The sequence below is a fragment of the Mesorhizobium sp. M1342 genome, assembly GCF_040317955.1.
Classification (GTDB): Bacteria; Pseudomonadota; Alphaproteobacteria; order Rhizobiales; family Rhizobiaceae; genus Mesorhizobium.
The window spans coordinates 1-19,846 of the sequence record NZ_JAMYLI010000005.1; the positions used below are offsets into that span (position 1 = coordinate 1).

Here is a 19,846-nt window from a genome sequence, read left to right on the forward strand (position 1 = left end):
AAGCCTCCAAACCCCGCCCCCGGCCCCCGTGTCTCCCCAAACCCCAAACCGCCCCCCCCCCCCACCCCCCCCCCCCCCCCGGGGCTCCCGCCCGCCCCCCCCCCCCCCCACCGGCCGGGGGCCCCCGCTCGACTGAGCAGTTCCACCAGACCGGCAACATCGGCGCGGTCGGCCTTGGCCGGCGGCATAAACGCACAGTAGGGATGCCCGAGGCGCACCGAGACGGAGGAGAGCGCAATCAGCCGACCGGCCTCCAGATCGGCGCGCGCCATGACCCGCTGGCCAAGGGCGATGCCCAGACCCAGTCTTGCCGAGGCGATCGCCAGGCTGGACAGGCCGACGCGCCGCCCGTGCGACGGGTCGGGCGAGCGACTGCCGCCGGATGCCGCGAACCAGTCCGCCCAGGTCGGGTGCGAGGCATAGTTCGGCCCCCAATTGGTGTGGATGAACTGGCTCTCGTGCAAATCCGCCAGACTGGGATCGCCATTGCCGTGCCGGTGCCAGAATTCCGGTGCACAGACCGGCAGGACATCGTCATGGACGAGACGAACAAGTTTCAGCCCGGGATAGTGATAGTCGCCATAGCTGATGCGCAGATCGATGTTCTGGCGCATCAGGTCGACCGGATCGTCCTCGACCCGAACGTCGATCGCCATCTGCGGAAAGGCATCGAGAAGTACCGCCAGCCTCGGCGCCAGCCACAGTTCGGCCAACGAGAATGGCACACTGACGACCAGACGCGTCCGCACCCCGCCCTCCAGCATGCGCTGGCCTATGGTGGCGATGTCTCCCAAAGCTTTCGCTGTCTGCGGATAGATGGCGTGGCCGGCGTCGGTGAGCGCGATGCGATTGCCGCTACGCACAAACAGCTGCTTGCCGAACCAGCTCTCGAGGTTGCGGATCTGCTGGCTGACCGCCGCCGACGATACGCCGAGTTCAGAGGCGGCCAAAGTGAAGCTGCCGGCACGCGCCGCAACCTCGAAAGCCTTGATCGCATTCAGCGGCGGCAACCGTTCCACATCGAGTCCGTAAGTTTTTCTTGGCCAATCCTAACTATTTTCGACGTTGAGAGAAAGATTTTTTTGCCGTCTCATAAGCTCACAACCTTCGGAGCCATGACGATGAAAGACATCCTCGATCTCAACCGCTATCCGCTCGACCGCGAAGGCAGCGCCGAATGGCAGCGCCTTGTCGAACAATCCGTCGCCGCGCTCGAAGCCGACGGCATGTTCAATCTGGAAGGGTTTTTGCGCCCCGGCGTGGCGGAACAAGCCGTGCGCGAAATCCAGCCGGTGATGGCCGCGCGCTCGCATGCGCACAAGCGCATGCACAACATCTACTTCAAGCCTGACATTCCCGAGCTTGCACCCGACCATCCGGCGCTGCGCAAGGTGGAGACCATCAGTCACACCGTCTGTGCCGACCAGATTCCTGGCAGTGTCGTGCTCGCCATCTACGAATACGAACCGCTACTGCGCTTCCTGGCAGCGACGATGGGCAAGCCCAGATTGCATGTCATGCAGGATCCCCTGGCCCGTACCAACGTCATGGCCTATCGCGCCGGCGAGGCTTTGAACTGGCATTTCGATCGTTCCGAATTCACGACGACGCTGTTGTTGCAGGCAGCGGAGCGTGGCGGCGACCTCGAATACCGCACCGATCTGAGGTCGGACGACAATCCCAACTATGACGGCGTCGCAAGGCTGCTGGAAGGGCGCGACCCCGATTCCAAGATCCTGTGCATGAAACCGGGCACACTCAATGTCTTCCGCGGCAAGAACACCGCGCATCGCGTCACCACCGTCGAAGGCGAGCGAGAGCGCATGATCGCGGTGTTTTCCTACTATGAGAAGCCCGGCGTGATGTTCAGCGCCGAGGAGCGCGTCGGCTTCTACGGCCGCGCCGCCTGAGACCGAAGAGGCAATATGCCAGCGGCCCCAAGAATCCGAAGATGACCTCTTGTCAGATTGTCGACAATCTGCTTGTCTTGCTTTCGATTTCCCTGGGAGCGGCCGAATGGCGAAAGCGGATTTCAGTCCGATTGCGGACACGACGCGACGCGCCGAGATCGTCGCGCTGTTGCGGCGCGCGATCCTGACCGGGCAGCTCGCACCCGGCCAGAAGCTCAACGAGCTGCGGATTTCCGAACAAATGCGGGTCAGCCGCGCGCCGTTGCGCGAGGCAATGCGCGAGCTGGTGCAGGAAGGCATCCTGACCAGCATTCCCTATGCCGGCACCTTTGTCATCGAGGTCACAGCCAAGGACATCGACGATGCCTATTCGTTCAACAAGGTGATGGACGAGCTGGCCATCGAGCGGGCGTGGCCGCTGCGCGACCAACGCTTCTTCGACGAGCTCGACCGGCGCCACGAAGCCGTGAAGCAGGCGACCCGTGCGTTGGACACGACACGCCAAATCGAAACCGCGCTGCAACTGCATGGCCTGATCTACGAATGGGCCGACAATTCGGTGCTGCTGGAAACCTGGCAACGGCTGACCAGCCGGCTGCAGATGTATTTTGCGCTCCACCAACATGCCCGCAATGAGCCGGTTCCGGCCGAAGACGTTCACGAAACCTATGTGCGGTTGCTGAAGGGCAAGGACATGCGTGCCGCCCAGCGCCATGCCAGGGAGCACATCGATCTCGATTTCGAGGAGTTGCTTGCCTACGCGCGCGGCCTCGAACAACGCCCGTCGAGGGGCGCCTGACCCGTTCCCAACTCACAGACAGCGGACAAGACACGTGCAGATCGAAACCATCAAGGCCTACCACGTCGTGCAGCCCTTCGTGGACGGGCCATACCGCATGTCGAAGGGGCGCGAAGCCGACGCATTCGACGCGGTGATCGTGTCGATCACCTCCGACAGCGGCCTTACCGGCTGGGGCGAGATGGCGCCGCTCGGCAATTTCTATTCGGCAGCCTTCCCGGCCGGCACCCGCGCCGGCGTGCCCGAAATCGCGCCGCACCTTATCGGCCACGATCCGCGCGGGCTGGCAAGCATCGGGCGGCTGATGGATACGGTGTTCAAGGGCCATTCCTACATCAAGTCGGCGCTCGACATGGCCTGCTGGGATCTGGCGGCACGAGCCGCCGACGTGCCGCTGGTAACGCTGCTGGGCGGCAAGGAGAGCGAGACGGCCGAACTCTACAAGGTCGTCACGCACGGCAGCGTCGACGCCATGGCCGCGCTGGCCAAGCGCATCGTCAAGGATGGTTTCCACCGGCTGCAGGTCAAGGTCGGCGGCAATGTCCATGACGACATCGAACGCGTCGCCGCGGTCGCCGCCTCGGTGCCGAAAGGCACGGTCATCTTCTGCGATGCCAACGCCGGCTGGACCCCCTACCAGGCGCGCCAGTTTGCCGACGCGACGCGCAGCATCGACTACACGTTCGAGCAGCCCTGTACGACGATCGACGAGAACATGTCGGTTCGCCGCATGCTCGACAAGCCAATGGTGCTCGACGAATCCGTCACCTCGCTCGAGGAGATGCTGGAAATCCATCGTCGGGGCGCGGCCGACGGGCTAACGCTGAAGATCTCGCGGCTGGGCGGCGTGACCAAGACCCGTCAGATCCGCGATGTTGCCGTCGATTTGGGTTTCATGATCACGGTCGAGGACACTGGTGGCGCCGAGATCGACACCGCTGCGATGGCACACCTGTCGCTGTCGACGCCCGAGGAGCGCCGGCTGCACGCCATCGCCTTCCATGAATGGGTGACGGTGCGCACGGCGTCGAACATGCCGCCGGTCACCGGTAGCCGCATGGGCATTCCGGACGGACCGGGCCTCGGTATCGACGTCGTTCCCGATCTGCTGGGCAAGCCTTTCTTCGAAGTCGGCCGCTGAGATGAAAATCCGCAGCATCAAAGCCACGCCGATCAATTTGCGCCTCGAGGCGCCCTATGCCTGGGTGTTCGGCGAACTCGACGGATTTTCGCCGACCATCGTCGAAGTCGAGACGGAGGATGGCTTGATTGGCCTCGGCGAAGCGCCGACGCCGGCGGCGGCCGCGATCATCAACGATGTCCTGGCGCCATGGCTGGTCGGGCGCGATGCCTTCGACATCGCCGGCGCCGAGCATGTCTGCCTGCCCTTCTGGACCGGCGTGCAGTCGATCAACGACCGCACCCGCATCATGGCTTTCGGCGCCATCGAGATGGCTTTGTGGGACCTGCGCGGGAAGGCGTGGAACCAGCCGCTCTACCAGTTGCTCGGCGGCGCCGTGCGCAAGGACATCCCGTTCACCGACTATTTTTCGCTGCGCGGTGACGGGCCAAAGGTGAAGGGCGAGACGACGCCGGAGGAAGTCGCCGACTATTGCGTCGAATTGCACGAGACGCATGGAACGACCTTCTTCGAAGGCAAGTTCTCGACCGAAGATCCGAAAATCTCGCTCAGGATGGTCGAGCTGATCCGCAAGAAACTCGGCGACGATGCGATGATCCGCATCGATTCCAACCAGGCCTATTCGCTCAGCACCGCGCGTCGCCTAGCGCGGTCGCTGGAAGACCTCGGCGTGCGCAACTGGGAGGATCCGGTGGCCACGATCGAGGAGATGCGCGAATTGCGGCGCCATTGCTCGATCCCGTTTTCGACCCACAACATCGACATTGCGCGCGCCATGGAAACCAAGGTGCCGGACGCCTTCGTCGGCAACCCGACGACGCATGGCGGCATAGGCCGGCTGTTGCGCTTCGTCGGCGCCTGCGAGCATGCCGGCATCGATTTCTGGTGCTACAGCGGTGACAGCGGCATCGGCAGTGCCGCCTATCTGCACCTGTGCGCGGCACTAGGCTGGATCAGGGAGCCTAACCAGTCGCTGTTTCGCATGCTGCCGATGGATGTCACCGAGGAAGGGCCGTTTTCGCCGAGAAACAATTTCGTGCGCGTTCCGGAAGGTCCCGGTCTCGGCGTCACCTTATCGCGCGAAAACCTCGCTGCCTGTCACAGAGACTTTACCGAGAAAGGACCGTGCAACAAGTATCATGACCCGGCAAAGCCCGGAACCTATCGCCGTTTGCCGCTGAACTAGATGACGGCAAGACCGACGGCCAGGCACGAGAAGCCAACCACCGCGACTTCGGCCGGGAAGGTTGGACAAAGACGATGGAAGCAGTGCAGCCAGCAATCCGGCGCGTCCGTGCCACGACTAGATACCGGGCAAAACCGCATGCTAAGATTCCGATCGACAGGCCTCTCTGGCGATCCGAAATGGAGCAATCCACGAAATTTCGTCAACCATAAGAAATAGGGGAAAGGGTAAAAACCCATGAGCAAGAACTACACCATTCTCGACCTGATCCGGCGCAATCGCACGCCGCTTGAAAATCACCTGATCGACGGCCTTGTCGACGGTCGTGTCAGCCGCCGCGACTTCGTCCGTCACGGCAGCCTGCTCGGCCTGTCGCTGCCGCTGCTGGGCCGTATCGGCATGGCAGCCGGCCTCAGCGGCATGCCGTCGCTGGCGCGCGCCCAAGGCGCGCCCGGCGCCACCATCCGCGTCGCCAGCAGCGTGCCGGCAGCGACAATCGACCCGGTCACCATCGCTGACGCAGGCGGCCTGCTGGTCATGCAGCAGGTTGCCGAATTCCTTTGCGTCGACGGCCCTGACCTCGTTCTTCAGCCGGCCTTGGCCGAAAGCTGGAAGCCGAACGACAATGGCACCGTTTGGACCTTCAAGCTGCGCAAAGGCGTAAAATTCCACAGCGGCGGCGAGATGAAAGCCGACGATGTCGTGGCCAGCATCGACCGCCTTGCCGATCCGGCCAATTCGTCCAATGCGCTGTCGGTGTTCACCGGCATCCTGCAGAAGGGCGCCTCGAAGAAGGTCGACGACTACACGGTGGAATTCCACCTCGATGCGCCGAACGGCAACTTCCCCTACATGCTGTCGTCCGACAACTATAACGCCGTCATCATCCCGGCGAGCTACAAGGGCGACTATGAAAAGAGCTTCGACGGCACCGGGCCGTTCAGAATAGAGAAATACACGGCAAAGGTCGGTGCGTCCTTCGTCCGCAACGAGGACTATTGGGGGCCGAAGGCGCTGCCGGAACGCACCGAGTTCACCTTCTTCACCGACATGCAGCCGCAGATCCTGGCGCTGCAGGGCGGCCAGGTCGACATCATCAACCAGATGCCGGTGCTGGCCGGCGTCGCTCTGCTCAACGATCCGAACGTCGACATCATCAGCTTGAAGTCGTCAGCCCATCAGCAACTGCACATGCGCTGCGACGAGGGCCCGTTGAAGGATGCGCGCGTGCGCCGTGCCATTGCGCTCTGCCTCGATCGCGACAAGCTGGCCGCCGGCCTCATGAAGGGACGCTCCGCTCTGGGCAATGACAGCCCATTCGCCGCCGTCTATCCTTCGACCGATACGAGCGTGCCGCAACGCAAGCAGGATATCGCCCAGGCCAAGCAGCTCATGGAAGCAGCCGGCTTTGGCCAGGGCTTCAAGATAACCCTGACCACCGAACGCTACCTAGAAATCCCTGAATACGCCCAGCTCATCCAGAACTGGGTCAAGGAGATCGGTGTTCAACTCGACCTCAATATCCTCGACCAGAGCGGCTATTACGGAGACGCGGTGTTCGGCAAGTCGAACTGGCTGGATTCGGTGATGGGCATCACCGACTATGGTCACCGCGGCGTGCCGAATGTCTATCTCGCGGCACCGCTGAAGAGTGAAGGCACCTGGAACGCGGCACACTTCAAGAACAAGGACTATGATGCGCTGGCGACCAGCTACATCGCGGCCCTTGACCTCGAGGCGCAGAAGGCCGACGCCGGCAAGATCCAGAAGCTGCTGCTCGAGGAAACGCCTGTCATCTTCGGCTATTTCTACGACTATCTGACGGCGACGGCGAAGGGCGTGGCCGGCGTACAGCCGACCGCCATGTCGCAGCTGTTCCTCGATAAGGCATCGAAGGCCTGAGCGGAAAGGAAAAGCCAATCCTCTAACAGCCAGCTCCCGCATGGGGGCTGGCTCCACAAGGAGTCCTAGCCATTCTCTCCTTCCTTGTCCGGCGTGTCTCGCTGTCGCTCGTCACGCTGTTCCTGCTCAGCATCATGGTGTTCCTGGGCGGCCAGGTGCTGCCCGGCAATGTCGGGCGCGCAATATTGGGTCCGTTCGCAGACCAGCGCGCGGTCGACACGCTCAATCACACGCTCGGTGTCGATCGTCCGCTGCTGGCGCAGTATTGGAGCTGGATCTCCAATTTCGTCCAGGGCGACATGGGCACGTCCTACATCTTCCGCTCGCCGGTCGCGCCTTTCGTCATCGATGCGCTCGGCAATTCGATGAAGCTGGCGGCGGTCGCCTTCGTTCTGGTGGTGCCGATCGGCATTCTCGGCGGCGTCATTGCAGCGCTCAACCTCAACCGGCCGCTCGATCGCATCATCAGCCTTGGCGGCCTGTCGGTGACGGTGCTGCCGGAATTCGTCACCGGCATCATCCTGATCCTGATCTTCGGCGTGTGGCTGCGCTGGCTGCCGATCTCGGCCGCATGGCCGCGCGATGCCGGCTTCTTCACGCAGCTCTATTACCTGATCCTGCCCTCGCTGCCGCTGTTCCTGGTGCTGTTCGGCTACATCGCCCGCATGGCACGCTCCGGCATGATCGAGGCGCTCGATTCCGACTACACGCGAACGGCCGTGCTGAAGGGCCTGCCCTGGCGCACGGTGATCTGGCGGCATGTGCTGCGCAACGCGCTGCTGCCGACCATCACTGTCATCGCGACGCAGACCGGCTACCTCATCGGCGGCCTTGTCGTCATCGAAACGCTGTTTCGCTATCAGGGAATCGGGTCGCTGATCTTCACCGCCGCGCGCGGCAAGGATTTCCCGATGCTGGAGTCGGGCATCCTCACCATCGGCATTGTCTATGCCGTGGCCACCCTTGTCGCCGACTTCCTCTATTCCGTGCTCAATCCGCGTATCCGTCTGGGGTCAGATCAATGAGCGCCGTCCAAACCAGCTCTCCGACACCAGACGACACGCGCCGGCGCGGCCCGCTGGCGGAGGTCTTTTTCTCGCTGTTGCGCTCCCGAACATTCCTTGTTGGTTTCGCCATCGTGCTGTTCTGGGTTGCCTGTGCGCTGTTCGGCGAGCATTTCGCACCTTATGATCCACTTGCGGACGACATCATCAACGCGCTGGCGCCGCCCTCTTCCGAACACTGGTTCGGCACCGACCAGATCGGCCGCGACGTCTTCTCGCGCGTCATCGTCGGTTCGCGCGACATCCTGACCGTCGCACCGCTGGCAACCTTGCTGGCGACAGTGGCCGGCACGGCGCTCGGCCTCCTTACCGGCTATTTTCGCGGTCTCGTCGACGATGTCGTCAGCCGCATCCTGGAAGCCTTCATGGCGATCCCGGTGGTCATCGTCGCGCTGCTGGCCATCGTTGCGCTCGGCACCTCGAAGACGACCGTCATCGTCGTCATCGGCCTGAGCTTCGCGCCGATCATCGCGCGCACCGTGCGCTCGGCGGTGCTGGCCGAGCGCGAACTCGACTATGTCGCCGCCGCACAGCTTCGGCATGAAAGTGCGCTGCATACAATGTTCGTCGAGATCCTGCCCAACGTCATCCCGCCGATCCTGGTCGAAACCACCGTGCGGCTCGGCTATGCCATTTTCGCCGTCGCCACGCTCTCCTTCATGGGCTTTGGCATCCAGCCGCCCTCGCCCGACTGGGGGCTGTCGATCTCCAACAATTACGGCATGATCGGCGGCGGCTTCTGGTGGACGGTGCTGTTCGATGCGCTCGCCATCGCTTCGCTGGTGATCGGCGTCAATCTGGCGGCCGACGGCGTTCACGGAGCGCTCAATGACTAACTCCGCCAAGGCCGGAAACGCACTCGAACTCACCGATCTTTCGGTTGCCTACCGCGTCGCCGGCCGCAATCGCGCCGTGCTGCGCAACCTCAGCCTCAGCATCGGCCAGGGCGAAGCCTACGGTCTGGTCGGCGAATCCGGTTGCGGCAAGTCGACAGTGGCGCTCACTGTCGTGCGTTATCTTCCTAGAAACGGTTCGATCACCGGCGGCGCCATCTCCCTCGATGGCCAGAATGTGATGAAGCTGGACGCCGAGGCGCTCAGGCGGGCGCGCGCGGAAAGCGTCTCCATGGTCTATCAGGACCCGGGCAAGGCGCTGAATCCGTCGATCCGCGTCGGCCGTCAGCTGACCGAGATTTTTGAACTCGGCGGCATTTCGGGACAAGCGGCCACCGACCGGGCGATTGCGATGCTGAACCGCGTGCGCATCTCCGACCCCGTCAGCGTCATGCAGCGCTACCCGCACCAGCTTTCCGGCGGCATGCAGCAACGCGTGGCGATTGCCATGGCGCTGGCCAACGATCCGTCGATGCTGATCCTCGACGAGCCGACCACCGGCCTCGATGCGACGGTGGAGGCCGAAGTGCTCGACCTGATCGCACAGCTCAGGCAGGAACTGTCGGCCTCTATCCTGTTCATCAGCCACAACCTCGCGGTCGTTTCCAACATGTGCGACCGGGTTGGCGTGCTCTATGCCGGCATGCTGGTCGAGGAAGGGCCGACGGAGGTCGTGTTCAACGATCCGCGCCATCCCTACACGGTGGCGCTGCTGCGCTGCCTGCCGCGCGGTGGCCAGCGCAAGGATCAGGGCCGCCTCGACACCATTCCGGGGTTTCTGCCCGGCATCGGGGCCGACATCAAGGGCTGCGCCTTCGCCGACCGCTGCGCGCTCGCCGACGACCGTTGCCGCACCGAATTGCCGCCGCTCTATGATCTGAGTGACGAACGCGGGAGGCGCTTGTCACGCTGCCACTATCACGACAAGGCGCAAGCGTTGCCGCGTGCGACACCGAGCGATGTGGCGCCGGCGCCAAAGGTGGCAGCAGCACCGGTGCTGCGCGTCGCCGGGCTGAACAAGACCTATGCCAGCCACGGCCATGCACTGCGCGCCGTCAAGGACGTCTCGCTTGATCTCAGACCCGGCGAGACGCTCGGGCTGGTCGGCGAGTCCGGCAGCGGCAAGACGACCTTTGCCAGGCTGCTGCTCGGCCTGGTGCCGCCAGACGCAGGCGGCACCATCGAGCTGGAAGGCAAGGCGCTGGCGCCACGGCTGGAGAACCGCAGCGACGACCAGATCAAGGCGATGCAGATCGTCTTCCAGAATCCGGATTCCGCACTCAACCGCTCGCATTCGATCCGCCACCTGATCGGCCGCGCGCTGAAGCGGCTGGCGGGCCTCTCCGGCAAGGCGCTGGAGGCTCGTCTCAACGACCTCGTCCGCTCGGTGCGGCTCACAGACCGGCATCTTGCCGTCAAGCCACGCCAGCTTTCGGGCGGCCTGAAGCAGCGCGTTGCCATCGCGCGCGCCTTCGCTGGCGATCCGCGCATCGTCGTCTGCGACGAGCCGACCTCGGCGCTCGACGTGTCGGTACAGGCAGCGATCCTCAATCTGCTCGCCGACCTGCAATCCAAGGAAGACGTCAGCTACATCTTCATCTCGCACGACCTTGCCGTGGTGCGTTACCTCTCCGACAAGATCGCCGTACTTTATCTCGGCCGCATCATGGAACTAGGACCGTCGGAAGACGTCTTTTCCGGCCCGCATCATCCCTATACCGAAGCGCTGCTGTCGGCCGTGCCCAAACTCGACCAGACCGAGACGGCGCGTATTCGTCTCGATGGCGAAATCCCCAGCGCCACCAACCCGCCGTCGGGCTGCGTGTTCCACACGCGTTGCCCGCGCAAGATCGGCCCGATCTGCGAACAGCAGGAGCCGCCACTCAGCGAAGCCCAGCCCGGCCATTCGATCCGCTGCCACATTCCTTACGCCGAACTGGCTAGGCTGCAGAGGGCGGTCGCAACCGAGCCGGCATAGCGCTGTCGCTCGCGTGGCTTGGCCGGTCAGATCTGCCCGGCCATGCCGAGGGAACGGTCACCTTCCGAAAAGCCCTGAACTTCAGCCCAGTCCCTGGCCAGCGTGCGCAGCCCGGTGAGCGCGACATCCAGGACATCCGAAGACACGGGATTCGAGGGATAGGCGAGGTAGATTGGCCGCTGGAATACCGGTGTGTTGTCGATGCGCCGCATCTCACCGCGCTCGATATGGCCGCTGACGGCGCTGAGCGGCAGATAGGCGGCGGCTTGCTGCGACAGGACATGCTGGAGGCCGATGAAGACCAGCCCGGCCGATATGGCCGGCTTGACCATGCCGGCAAAGGCGCGGTCGTGCTCGATGCGGAATTCCAGTCCCCAGTCCATCAGGATATAGTTTTCGGTCCATGGCTTGGTCTGTGCGGCGTGCTGGACGAGCACGACCTGATCGACGGCCAGCGTCTCGTAGACAATGCCGGGATGCGGTCGCGGAAGATAGAGGATGCAGATGTCGAGCAGGCCTTCTGCCAGCTGGTCGATCGCCAGATCCGGGAAACTGCCTTCAAGCCGCAGCGCCACGTTCGGCCGCCTGGCGCGCATCCACTCGACCCAGGGCGAGGTGATGCGGTCCCAGAGATAGGCCGGCGCGGTCAGCCGCAGCAAGGTTTCGTAGCCATCGGGAACGGCGATATCCTGCCGTGATTGCTCCCAGGTGCGGGTGATGGACGATGCGTGCGGCAGGAATTGCCGGCCGGCCGGCGTCAGCGTGACGCCATCGCGGTCGCGCACGAACAGCCGGCGTCCCAACTGATCCTCCAGTCCCCTGATCCGCGCACTGACCGTGGACTGGGCGAGGTTGAGCCGGCTGGCCGCGACGGTAAAGCTGCCATGGGTGGCGACTTCGAGAAAGCTGCGCAGATTCTCAGTGTCCATACCCACCTCTTGCATCGAAAATTTCGATGACCCCTATCAAAAAATATCGCTTTCCGGCGGCAGTCAACAATGAACTAGATGACTGAATCCCAAGACAAGCGAGGAATCCAGCCATGCCCAAGCATTTCCGGATGATCGACAACGCTCGCAGAACGCTCACTGCAATCGAAAATTCCGCTGTCGACGAATTGCTGGCCGGCAGGATGGGCCGGCGCGACTTCCTGCGCCATGGCAGCGTGCTTGGCCTCTCCCTGCCGTTCCTGGGCAGCCTTGTCGCAGCAGTTGGCTTCGGTACACAGCAGGCACGCGCCGAGGGCAAGCCGGGCGGCACGGTGCGCGCCGGCGTGGCGACGCCGGGCGGCGCCATCGATCCCGTCACCTACTATGACAGCGGCAGCTATCAGCTGGTTTTCCAGACCGCCGAGTTTCTCTGCATCACGCAGCCGGACCTCACCTTGAAGCCGGTGCTGGCGGAAAGCTGGGCGCCGAACGAGGACGGCAGCATCTGGACCTTCAAGCTGCGCAAGGGCGTGAAATTCCACAATGGCGAGGACTTCAAGGCCGACGACGTCGTCGCAACCTTCGATCGGCTGGCCGACCCCAACGGTGCCTCCAACGCGCTGTCGGTGTTCAAGGGGCTGCTGTCGAAGGGCGGCACCCGGAAGGTCGACGACCACACCGTCGCCTTCCATCTCGATGCGCCGAATGGCAGCTTTCCCTATTCGGTGTCGATCGACAACTATAACGCCGTCATCCTGCCGGCGAGCTACAAGGGCGACTACGAAAAGACGTTTGAAGGCACCGGGCCGTTCCGGCTGGAGACCTACACGCCGAAGGTCGGCGCGACCTTCATCCGCAACCCAGACTATTGGGGTGAGAAAGCGCTGCCCGACCGGCTCGAGTTCAAGTTCTACGGTGACGTGCAACCGCGCATCCTGGCGCTGCAGGCGGGCGAGGTCGACATTCTCGATGCTGTTCCGCTCGATGTCAGCCAGGTCGTGCTGAACAGTCCTGATATCACCGTGTTGCGTGTCGCTTCGACCGCGCACCGCCAGCTTCACATGCGCTGCGACACCGGCCCGTTCACCGACAAGCGCGTACGCCAGGCGCTGGCGCTGTGCATCGACCGCTCCAAGCTGGTCGACGGCTTGTGCCGCGGCATGGCGGCGACCGGGAATGACAGCCCGTTCGCGCCGGCCTTCCCTGCGACCGACAAGTCGGTGCCGCAACGCGTCCAGGAGATCGCCAAGGCCAAGCAGTTGCTCGAGGCGGCGGGTCTCGCCGAAGGCTTCGACATCACGCTGACCACGCTGCGCTATTCCGACATTCCGGGCTATGCGCAATTGTTCCAGAATTTCGCCAAGGAAATCGGTGCCCGCATCTCGCTCAACATCGAGGACCAGGACAAATATTACGGCAAGGCGGTGTTCGGCCAGTCGGACTGGCTGGACAGCCCGCTCGGCATTACCGATTACGCGCATCGCAGCGTGCCGAACGTGTTTCTCAAGAGCCCGCTGGTCAGCGACGGCCCGTGGAACGCGGCGCATTTCAAGAGCCCGGCCTATGACGGCATGGTCACCAGCTATCTCAAGGCGCTCGATGTCGGCGCGCAGCGCGCCGCCGCCTCCGACATCCAGAAACTGCTGCTCGACGAGACGCCTGTCATCTTCAGCTATTTCCCCGATCTGCTGGTGCCGGTGCGCAAGAATGTCAGCGGCCTGCCGCCGATCGCGGCCGGCCTGCTGCTCGACCGCGTGTCGTTGAGCTGATCGTGCCCCAACGCCCGATGACAAAAGAAACAAAACGGGAGACTACCATTCGCAAGCCTCATTTGCGCGGCCGTGGGCCGCATTTTCCCTTGCTGGACACCCTCGTGCAGTATGAATTCGAGCCGGGCTACATAGCCTTCACCATGCCGACGCAGAAGCGACTGCGTGTGCAGGTGGGGTCGATGACCGTGGCCGATACGACCAATGCCTTGGTGTTCTACGAATCCGATCACCTGCCGGTCTACTATTTCCCGATCGGCGACGTTCGCGAGGAATTCCTGCTGCCGAGCAAGACCACGACAGAGGATCCGTTCAAGGGCACAGCCACCCACTACTCGCTCAACACCGGCATCACGCTGGTCGAGGACGCGGCCTGGCGCTATCTCGATCCGGTCAAGGGCTGTCCGCCTATATCGGACTACATGTCGTTCACCTGGAGCAAGATGGGCCACTGGTTCGAGGAGGACGAGGAGATCTTCGTCCACGCCCGCGATCCGTTCCGCCGGATCGACTGCCTGCCGTCGTCGCGGCGCGTGCAGGTCATCCTCGACGGCGAACAGGTCGCCGATTCACGCCGCGGCGTGTTCCTGTTCGAGACCGGCCATCCGGTGCGCCACTATCTGCCGATCGCCGACACGCGGCTCGATATGTTCGCGCCCAGCCGCTACATCTCGCGTTGTCCTTACAAGGGCATCTCCAGCTATTATCACGTGACGACGAAGGCCAAACGTCACGAGAACCTCGTCTGGTATTATCCGGAACCGGTGCACGAGGCAGAGCGCATCAAGGGGCTGGTCTGCTTCCACCACGAACTGGTCGACAAGATCCTGGTCGACGGCGTCGAAATCCCGAAGGAAGCCACGGCCGCGTCGAGCGGTTATTTCTGAGCATCGACGCCGCCTGCGCGCGGGCGCTTGATCGAAACACGGCTCAGCCATACCCTCTCCGAGGCAGGGAGGGCACTCGATGGATCTTTTCAAGCTGGATGGCGATGTCGCGCTGGTCACCGGCGCCGGTAGCGGCATCGGCCAGGCAATCGCGATCGGGCTCGCCGAGGCAGGTGCCGACGTCGCCTGTTTCGGCCATACATCGAAGGGTGGGCTGGACGAGACCGCGCACCGAATCGCGGCACTCGGCCGCAAAGCGCTGGTGCTGACCGGTACAGTGACATCGCAGAGCGATCTCGCGGCTGCGATCGATCGCGTTGAAAGCGAACTCGGTGCGCTCACCGTCGCCGTCAACAATGCCGGCATTGCCGGCTCCGAACCCGCCGAGACGATGCCGCTGGAGACATGGCAGAAGGTTCACGACGTCAATGTCGCCGGCGTGTTCCTGTCCTGTCAGGCCGAAGCGCGCAAGATGTTGGTGCGAGGCAAGGGCTCGATCATCAACATCGCCTCGATGTCGGGCACCATCGTCAACCGCGGCCTGACGCAGGCGCACTACAACTCTTCGAAGGCCGCCGTCATCCACATGTCGAAGAGCTTCGCCATGGAGTGGGCCGATCGCGGCCTGCGCGTCAATGTCGTCAGCCCGGGCTACACGCTGACGCCGATGAACAAGCGGCCGGAGGTGGCGGAAGAGGTGAAGATCTTCAAGCGCGACACGCCGATGGGGCGCATGGCGGCGCCGGAGGAAATGGTCGGGCCGACGGTGTTCCTCGCCAGCCGCGCAGCGAGCTTCGTCACCGGCCTCGACCTGATTGTCGATGGCGGCTACGTCTGCTGGTAAGAGCTCAGCTTCGCCTGCAGTCTGAATTTGTACGTCTCGCGAAGCGTTAGTCGTTGCACGACATGAACCTTGGTATATATAATTTCATCCTATGAAACGGCCTTGGCGCGATGGGGCTTACCAGGCGGGTAGCCGAGATCATAGGACCTTGATGGCTCGCACCTTGCAGGGCGCCGCAGGACTGGCAATCGATCCGCGGATGACCGCTCCCTCAGCGATCCGTCGGCACTCATGACGCCGACACTCCAATCCTATCCCATCATCACCGAAATTGAGCACCATCTTGCCTGCGCTGGCCAAAGCCGGGGCAATAATTTGGCGCCGACGGCCTTGCGCAAAGACCAGCCTTTCCAACACAATCAAGAAAAGCCGCAAGAAGGGAACGAACGATAATTTTCACAGCTTGAAGGAGAACAAGCATGTCACTTCGCAGTGTGATTTCGAACTTAACAATGGGAGCCTTCGCGCTTGCCGCCGCAAGTGCGCTTACATCACCGGCTTACGCAGCCGCGCCGGAATCGAACGACCCGATCAAGATCGCGCTGTTCGACTGGACCAGCGTCAACCTGAACGCCAAGATCCTCGGCGGCATCCTGGAAAAGCTCGGCTACACCGTCGAGTATCCGACCGCCGACTACCTCTCCAGCCTGACCACAGGCCTCACCAATGGCGATCTCGATGTCGGCATGGAATTCTGGGACACGACCGCCGGCGAGGCCATGAAGGCCTCCGATGCGACAGGCCAGACCGAACGGCTGGGCAAGCTCGGCCCGAAGGCCAAGGAAGAATGGTGGTTTCCCGAATACATGAAGGAGAAGTGCCCCGGCCTACCCAATTGGGAAGCGCTGAAGGACCCGAAATGCGCCGAAGCCTTCTCGACGGCCGAGACCGCACCGAAGGGGCGCTATCTCGGCGGCCCGGTGACCTGGGAAGGCTTTGACGACGAGCGCGTCGAGGCACTGAAGCTGCCCTTTACCGTCATCCATGCCGGCACCGACGCGGCGATGTTCGCCGAACTGGACTCGGCCTATCAGCGCAAGGCGCCGATCATGCTGTGGATCTATTCGCCGCACTGGGCGCCGGCCAAGTACAAGGGCGAGTGGGTGGAATTCCCCGAATACACGCCCGAGTGCTACAACGACCCGAAATGGGGCACCAATCCCGACGCCAAATATGATTGCGGCAAGCCGCATGGCGAGATCTGGAAGTACTCCTGGTCCGGCATGAAGGACAAATGGCCGGTCGCCTACAAGGTGGCCAAGGCCTACACGGTCGACACCGACGAACTCAACAAGATGAGCGGCGAGATCGATCTCGGCGGCAAGACGCCGGAAGATGTCGCCGCAGCCTGGATCGCCGCCCACGAGGCCGACTGGAAAGCCTGGGCGCAGTGATCGTTCCAACTGGAAAAATGAGACCCGGCTGCTTGATCAGCCGGGTCTCAATTCTTGATGTTCCAGAAGGACGTTTGAATGACGGACAAGACTGAACGGGAGCCAAACGTGGTGGGCACGCCAAAGGATGCCCGTCCGATAAAGCTCGCCTGCCGCAACGTCTGGAAGCTGTTCGGATCGAACGCGGCCAACTTCATCCGCGAACGCGACGGCAAGGCCAGCATGGCAGACGTCACTGCTGCCGGGCTGGTCGGCGCGGTGCGCGCCGTCGACCTCGAAATCCGCCAGGGCGAGATTTTCATCATCATGGGCCTGTCGGGCTCCGGCAAGTCGACGCTGGTCCGCTGCATGTCGCGGCTGGTCGAGCCGACCCATGGCAAGGTCGAATTCGAAGGCAATGACCTCCTGAAAATCTCCGATGCAGCACTCATCGAATTGCGGCGGCACCGCATGGGCATGGTGTTCCAGAACTTTGCCCTGCTGCCGCATCTCAACGTGCTGGAGAACATCGCCTTCCCGCTCGGCATCCAGGGTCAGGACCGGGCGACACGCGAAGCGCGGGCGCGCGAGGTCATCGAACTTGTCGGCCTGCGTGGCCGCGAGCATTTCTATCCGCGCGAGCTGTCCGGCGGCCAGCAGCAGCGTGTCGGCATCGCCCGGAGCCTGGCGACAAAACCGGAAATCTGGTTCCTCGACGAGCCGTTCTCGGCGCTCGATCCGCTGATCCGCCGCGAAATGCAGGACGAGCTGATGCGGCTGCAGACCATGCTGCACAAGACCATCGTCTTCATCACCCATGATTTCGACGAGGCCATCCGGCTGGCCGACCGCATCGCCATCATGAAGGATGGCGAGGTCATCCAGATCGGCACGCCGGAGGAGCTGGTGGTCAATCCGGCGACCGACTATGTCGCCGAGTTCACCCGGGACGTCGACCGCGCCAAGGTTATTTCAGCACGCAGCCTGATGCGCGCCTGCGACGGCTCGGAACATGGCGGCACCGTTGCCCCGGATGCCAAGATCGCCAGCTTCTCGGCCGGCATCGTTGCCGCCAACAAGCCGTTCGCGGTGGTCAACGGCACCGGCAAGCCGATCGGCGAGGTGACGCCGCAAGCGGTGATCGATCTGCTGGCCGGCATCGATCGCTCAAGGGTCGGCGCATGACGGTGACAGCAAGCGCCAGCGAGGCAAGGCCACGGCCGATTCAGGTATGGCTGCTGATCTGGGCGGCAGCGCTTACCGTTGTGCTTGTCGTGCTCCTGCTGCAGGATCGCCTGCCCTGGGCCGTCAATTATCCGGCCAGCGCCGTCGTGCCGGTCGCCGATTGGGTCAGCGCGCTGATGCGCTGGATCAAGTCGAACCTGTCCTGGTTGACCCGCTCGATCACCGCTGTGCTCGGCGTTCCCCTCGATTTCGCGCTCAATCTGTTGGCCAAGAATTTCAAGATCGGCCACGGCGCTGACGCCTATATCCTGCCGCGCCTGTCCTGGGTCGGCGTCTGCGCCGCCGCCTTCCTCGCCGGTCATGCCGTTGGCGGCAGAAAACTCAGTCTGCTGGTAGGCGGCTGCTTCCTCTACATCGCCCTGTTCGGCCAATGGACCAGTGCCATGCTGACGCTGGCGCTGATTTCCATCGCGGTGCCGTTCTGCATCGTCACCGGCCTGTTCGCCGGCATCTGGGCGTGGCGCAAGCCATGGGCGGAAAGGCTTGTCGTCTCCCCTGCCCTTGACCTGATGCAGACGATCCCGACTTTCGCCTATCTTATCCCGATGCTGCTGCTGTTCGGCAACAGCCCGGTGTCGGCGATGATCGCGACCGCCATCTTCGCCACGCCGCCGATGGTGCGGGCAACGATGCTCGGCCTGTCGCGTGTACCCTCGGAAATCGACGATTTCAGTGAGATGGCCGGCTGCACGGCGCGGCAGAAATTGTGGCGGGTGCTCTTACCCTCGGCGCGGCCGACACTGATGATCGGCGTCAACCAGGTTATCATGCTGGCGCTGAACATGGTGATCATCGCTTCGATGATCGGCGCCGGTGGCCTCGGCTACGACGTGCTTCTGGCGCTGCGCGCGCTGAAGGTCGGCGAAGCGATGGAAGCCGGTCTTGCCATCGTCGCGCTCGCCATCGCGCTCGACCGGCTGAGCCAGGCCATCGCGCACAGCCAAGCAAAGGGCCATGTCCATCAGGAGGCAAGCCTCGGCCTCTGGCGGCGCTACCCCAATCTGACACTGGCCATCGCCATCCTTGTCATCACCACGCTGCTTGGCCTGTTCGTGCCGGCCTTCGCGGCAGTGCCGAAAGCGATCACCTTCACCACCGCGCCGCTATGGAGGGCAGCGGTGAACTGGGTGACGATCAATTTCTTCGACACGATCGAAGCGTTTCGCGTGGCGCTCATCCTCAATGTGCTGAACCCGCTGCGTGCCTTCTGCGAAGGCTTTCCCTGGCTGGGTGCCGTCTTCCTGCTTGGCCTCGCCGGCTACCAGCTTAGCGGCTTCCGCCTGGCCATATTGGTCGCCGCATTGACCGCCTTCTGTGCCGTCACCGGGCTGTGGGAAAAGACCATGGCGACGGTCTATCTCTGCGGCATCTCGGCCTTCATCGCCTGCCTTATCGGCATCCCCATCGGCCTGATGGCCGCGCGCAGCGACCGCTTCGAAAAGATCGTCACGCCTGTCATCGATACGCTGCAGGTGCTGCCGTCCTTCTGCTTCATCATTCCGGTGGTGATGCTGTTTCGGGTCGGCGACGTCACTGCGATGATCGCCACCGTCGCCTTCGCCGTGGTGCCGGCGATCCGCTACACCAATCACGGCATCAGGCAGGTGCCGCCGGCGCTGATCGAAGCGGCGAAGGTGTCGGGCTGCACGCCGCGCCAGACCTTCTTTCGCGTGCAACTGCCGCTGGCGCTGCCGGAGATCATGCTGGGCGTCAACCAGACGATCCTGATGGCACTGGCGATGATCATCATCTGCGCCATGGTCGGCACGCGCGATCTCGGCCAGGAAGTGTTCATTGCGCTGTCCAAGGCCGATTCCGGTCGTGGTATCGTTGCGGGCTTGGCCATCGCCTTCATCGGCATCGTCGCCGACCGGCTGTTCAATGCCTGGACGGCGAAGGCCAGGGCAAGGCTGGGATAGAAGCCGG

At 63.2% G+C, this 19,846-nt stretch carries 16 protein-coding genes; 14 read left to right on the forward strand and 2 right to left on the reverse strand.

The genetic code is table 11. The features are described from left to right. On the reverse strand, positions 1-1,019 hold a 1,019-nt coding region (locus NKH06_RS06295; protein WP_352892547.1), incomplete at its 3' end, for a LysR substrate-binding domain-containing protein. Positions 1,020-1,121: 102 nt separating this feature from the next. Here NKH06_RS06295 and NKH06_RS06300 point away from each other — a divergent pair. The 8 genes from NKH06_RS06300 (at position 1,122) to NKH06_RS06335 (ending at position 10,873) form a co-directional block, all read left to right on the forward strand. Then, positions 1,122-1,910: a HalD/BesD family halogenase gene (locus tag NKH06_RS06300; RefSeq protein ID WP_023808712.1), complete on the forward strand. Its 789-nt coding sequence runs from the start codon at positions 1,122-1,124 to the stop codon at positions 1,908-1,910. 106 nt (positions 1,911-2,016) lie between these two features. Then, positions 2,017-2,709 (forward strand): GntR family transcriptional regulator, encoded by a 693-nt coding sequence (locus NKH06_RS06305; RefSeq protein ID WP_023808713.1) that lies wholly within the window; start codon positions 2,017-2,019, stop codon positions 2,707-2,709. Positions 2,710-2,743: 34 nt separating this feature from the next. Continuing rightward, complete coding sequence (locus NKH06_RS06310) at positions 2,744-3,850, forward strand: mandelate racemase/muconate lactonizing enzyme family protein (protein WP_352440020.1); 1,107 nt, start codon at positions 2,744-2,746, stop codon at positions 3,848-3,850. Position 3,851: 1 nt separating this feature from the next. Continuing rightward, positions 3,852-5,036: a mandelate racemase/muconate lactonizing enzyme family protein gene (locus NKH06_RS06315; RefSeq protein ID WP_352440021.1), complete on the forward strand. Its 1,185-nt coding sequence runs from the start codon at positions 3,852-3,854 to the stop codon at positions 5,034-5,036. A gap of 237 nt (positions 5,037-5,273) precedes the next feature. Then, complete coding sequence (locus NKH06_RS06320; protein ID WP_352440022.1) at positions 5,274-6,938, forward strand: ABC transporter substrate-binding protein; 1,665 nt, start codon at positions 5,274-5,276, stop codon at positions 6,936-6,938. Between the two features lie 71 nt (positions 6,939-7,009). Then, on the forward strand, positions 7,010-7,963 hold the full coding sequence (locus NKH06_RS06325) for an ABC transporter permease (protein ID WP_352440115.1): 954 nt from the start codon (positions 7,010-7,012) through the stop codon (positions 7,961-7,963). Then, positions 7,960-8,838 (forward strand): ABC transporter permease, encoded by an 879-nt coding sequence (locus NKH06_RS06330; RefSeq protein WP_352440023.1) that lies wholly within the window; start codon positions 7,960-7,962, stop codon positions 8,836-8,838. The genes NKH06_RS06325 and NKH06_RS06330 overlap by 4 nt, the downstream gene beginning before the upstream one ends. Then, entirely contained in the window at positions 8,831-10,873 is a 2,043-nt protein-coding gene (locus NKH06_RS06335; protein WP_352440024.1) for a dipeptide ABC transporter ATP-binding protein, read from the forward strand. Before NKH06_RS06330 ends, NKH06_RS06335 begins: the two co-directional genes overlap by 8 nt. A gap of 26 nt (positions 10,874-10,899) precedes the next feature. Here NKH06_RS06335 and NKH06_RS06340 read toward each other — a convergent pair whose 3' ends face one another. Further along, a complete protein-coding gene (locus NKH06_RS06340; protein WP_023808720.1) occupies positions 10,900-11,802 on the reverse strand; it encodes a LysR family transcriptional regulator in 903 nt (300 codons plus the stop codon). A 113-nt stretch (positions 11,803-11,915) separates the two neighbouring features. Here NKH06_RS06340 and NKH06_RS06345 point away from each other — a divergent pair, with 113 nt between their 5' ends. From NKH06_RS06345 to NKH06_RS06370, 6 genes are all read left to right on the forward strand, one after another. Beyond that, positions 11,916-13,571, forward strand: a complete 1,656-nt coding sequence (locus NKH06_RS06345; protein ID WP_023808721.1) for an ABC transporter substrate-binding protein — start codon at positions 11,916-11,918, stop codon at positions 13,569-13,571. An 89-nt stretch (positions 13,572-13,660) separates the two neighbouring features. Then, positions 13,661-14,458 carry a DUF427 domain-containing protein gene (locus tag NKH06_RS06350; protein ID WP_245273042.1) on the forward strand — a complete coding sequence of 266 codons (798 nt, stop codon included), beginning with the start codon at positions 13,661-13,663 and terminating at the stop codon, positions 14,456-14,458. A 79-nt stretch (positions 14,459-14,537) separates the two neighbouring features. Continuing rightward, complete coding sequence (locus NKH06_RS06355) at positions 14,538-15,302, forward strand: SDR family oxidoreductase (protein WP_127291028.1); 765 nt, start codon at positions 14,538-14,540, stop codon at positions 15,300-15,302. 419 nt (positions 15,303-15,721) lie between these two features. After that, a complete protein-coding gene (locus NKH06_RS06360; RefSeq protein WP_127291030.1) occupies positions 15,722-16,696 on the forward strand; it encodes an ABC transporter substrate-binding protein in 975 nt (324 codons plus the stop codon). 78 nt (positions 16,697-16,774) lie between these two features. Further along, entirely contained in the window at positions 16,775-17,860 is a 1,086-nt protein-coding gene (locus NKH06_RS06365) for a quaternary amine ABC transporter ATP-binding protein (RefSeq protein WP_352440025.1), read from the forward strand. Continuing rightward, positions 17,857-19,839, forward strand: coding sequence for an ABC transporter permease (locus NKH06_RS06370; RefSeq protein WP_352440026.1), 1,983 nt, complete (start codon positions 17,857-17,859; stop codon positions 19,837-19,839). The genes NKH06_RS06365 and NKH06_RS06370 overlap by 4 nt, the downstream gene beginning before the upstream one ends. The last annotated feature ends 7 nt before the right edge of the window (positions 19,840-19,846 follow it).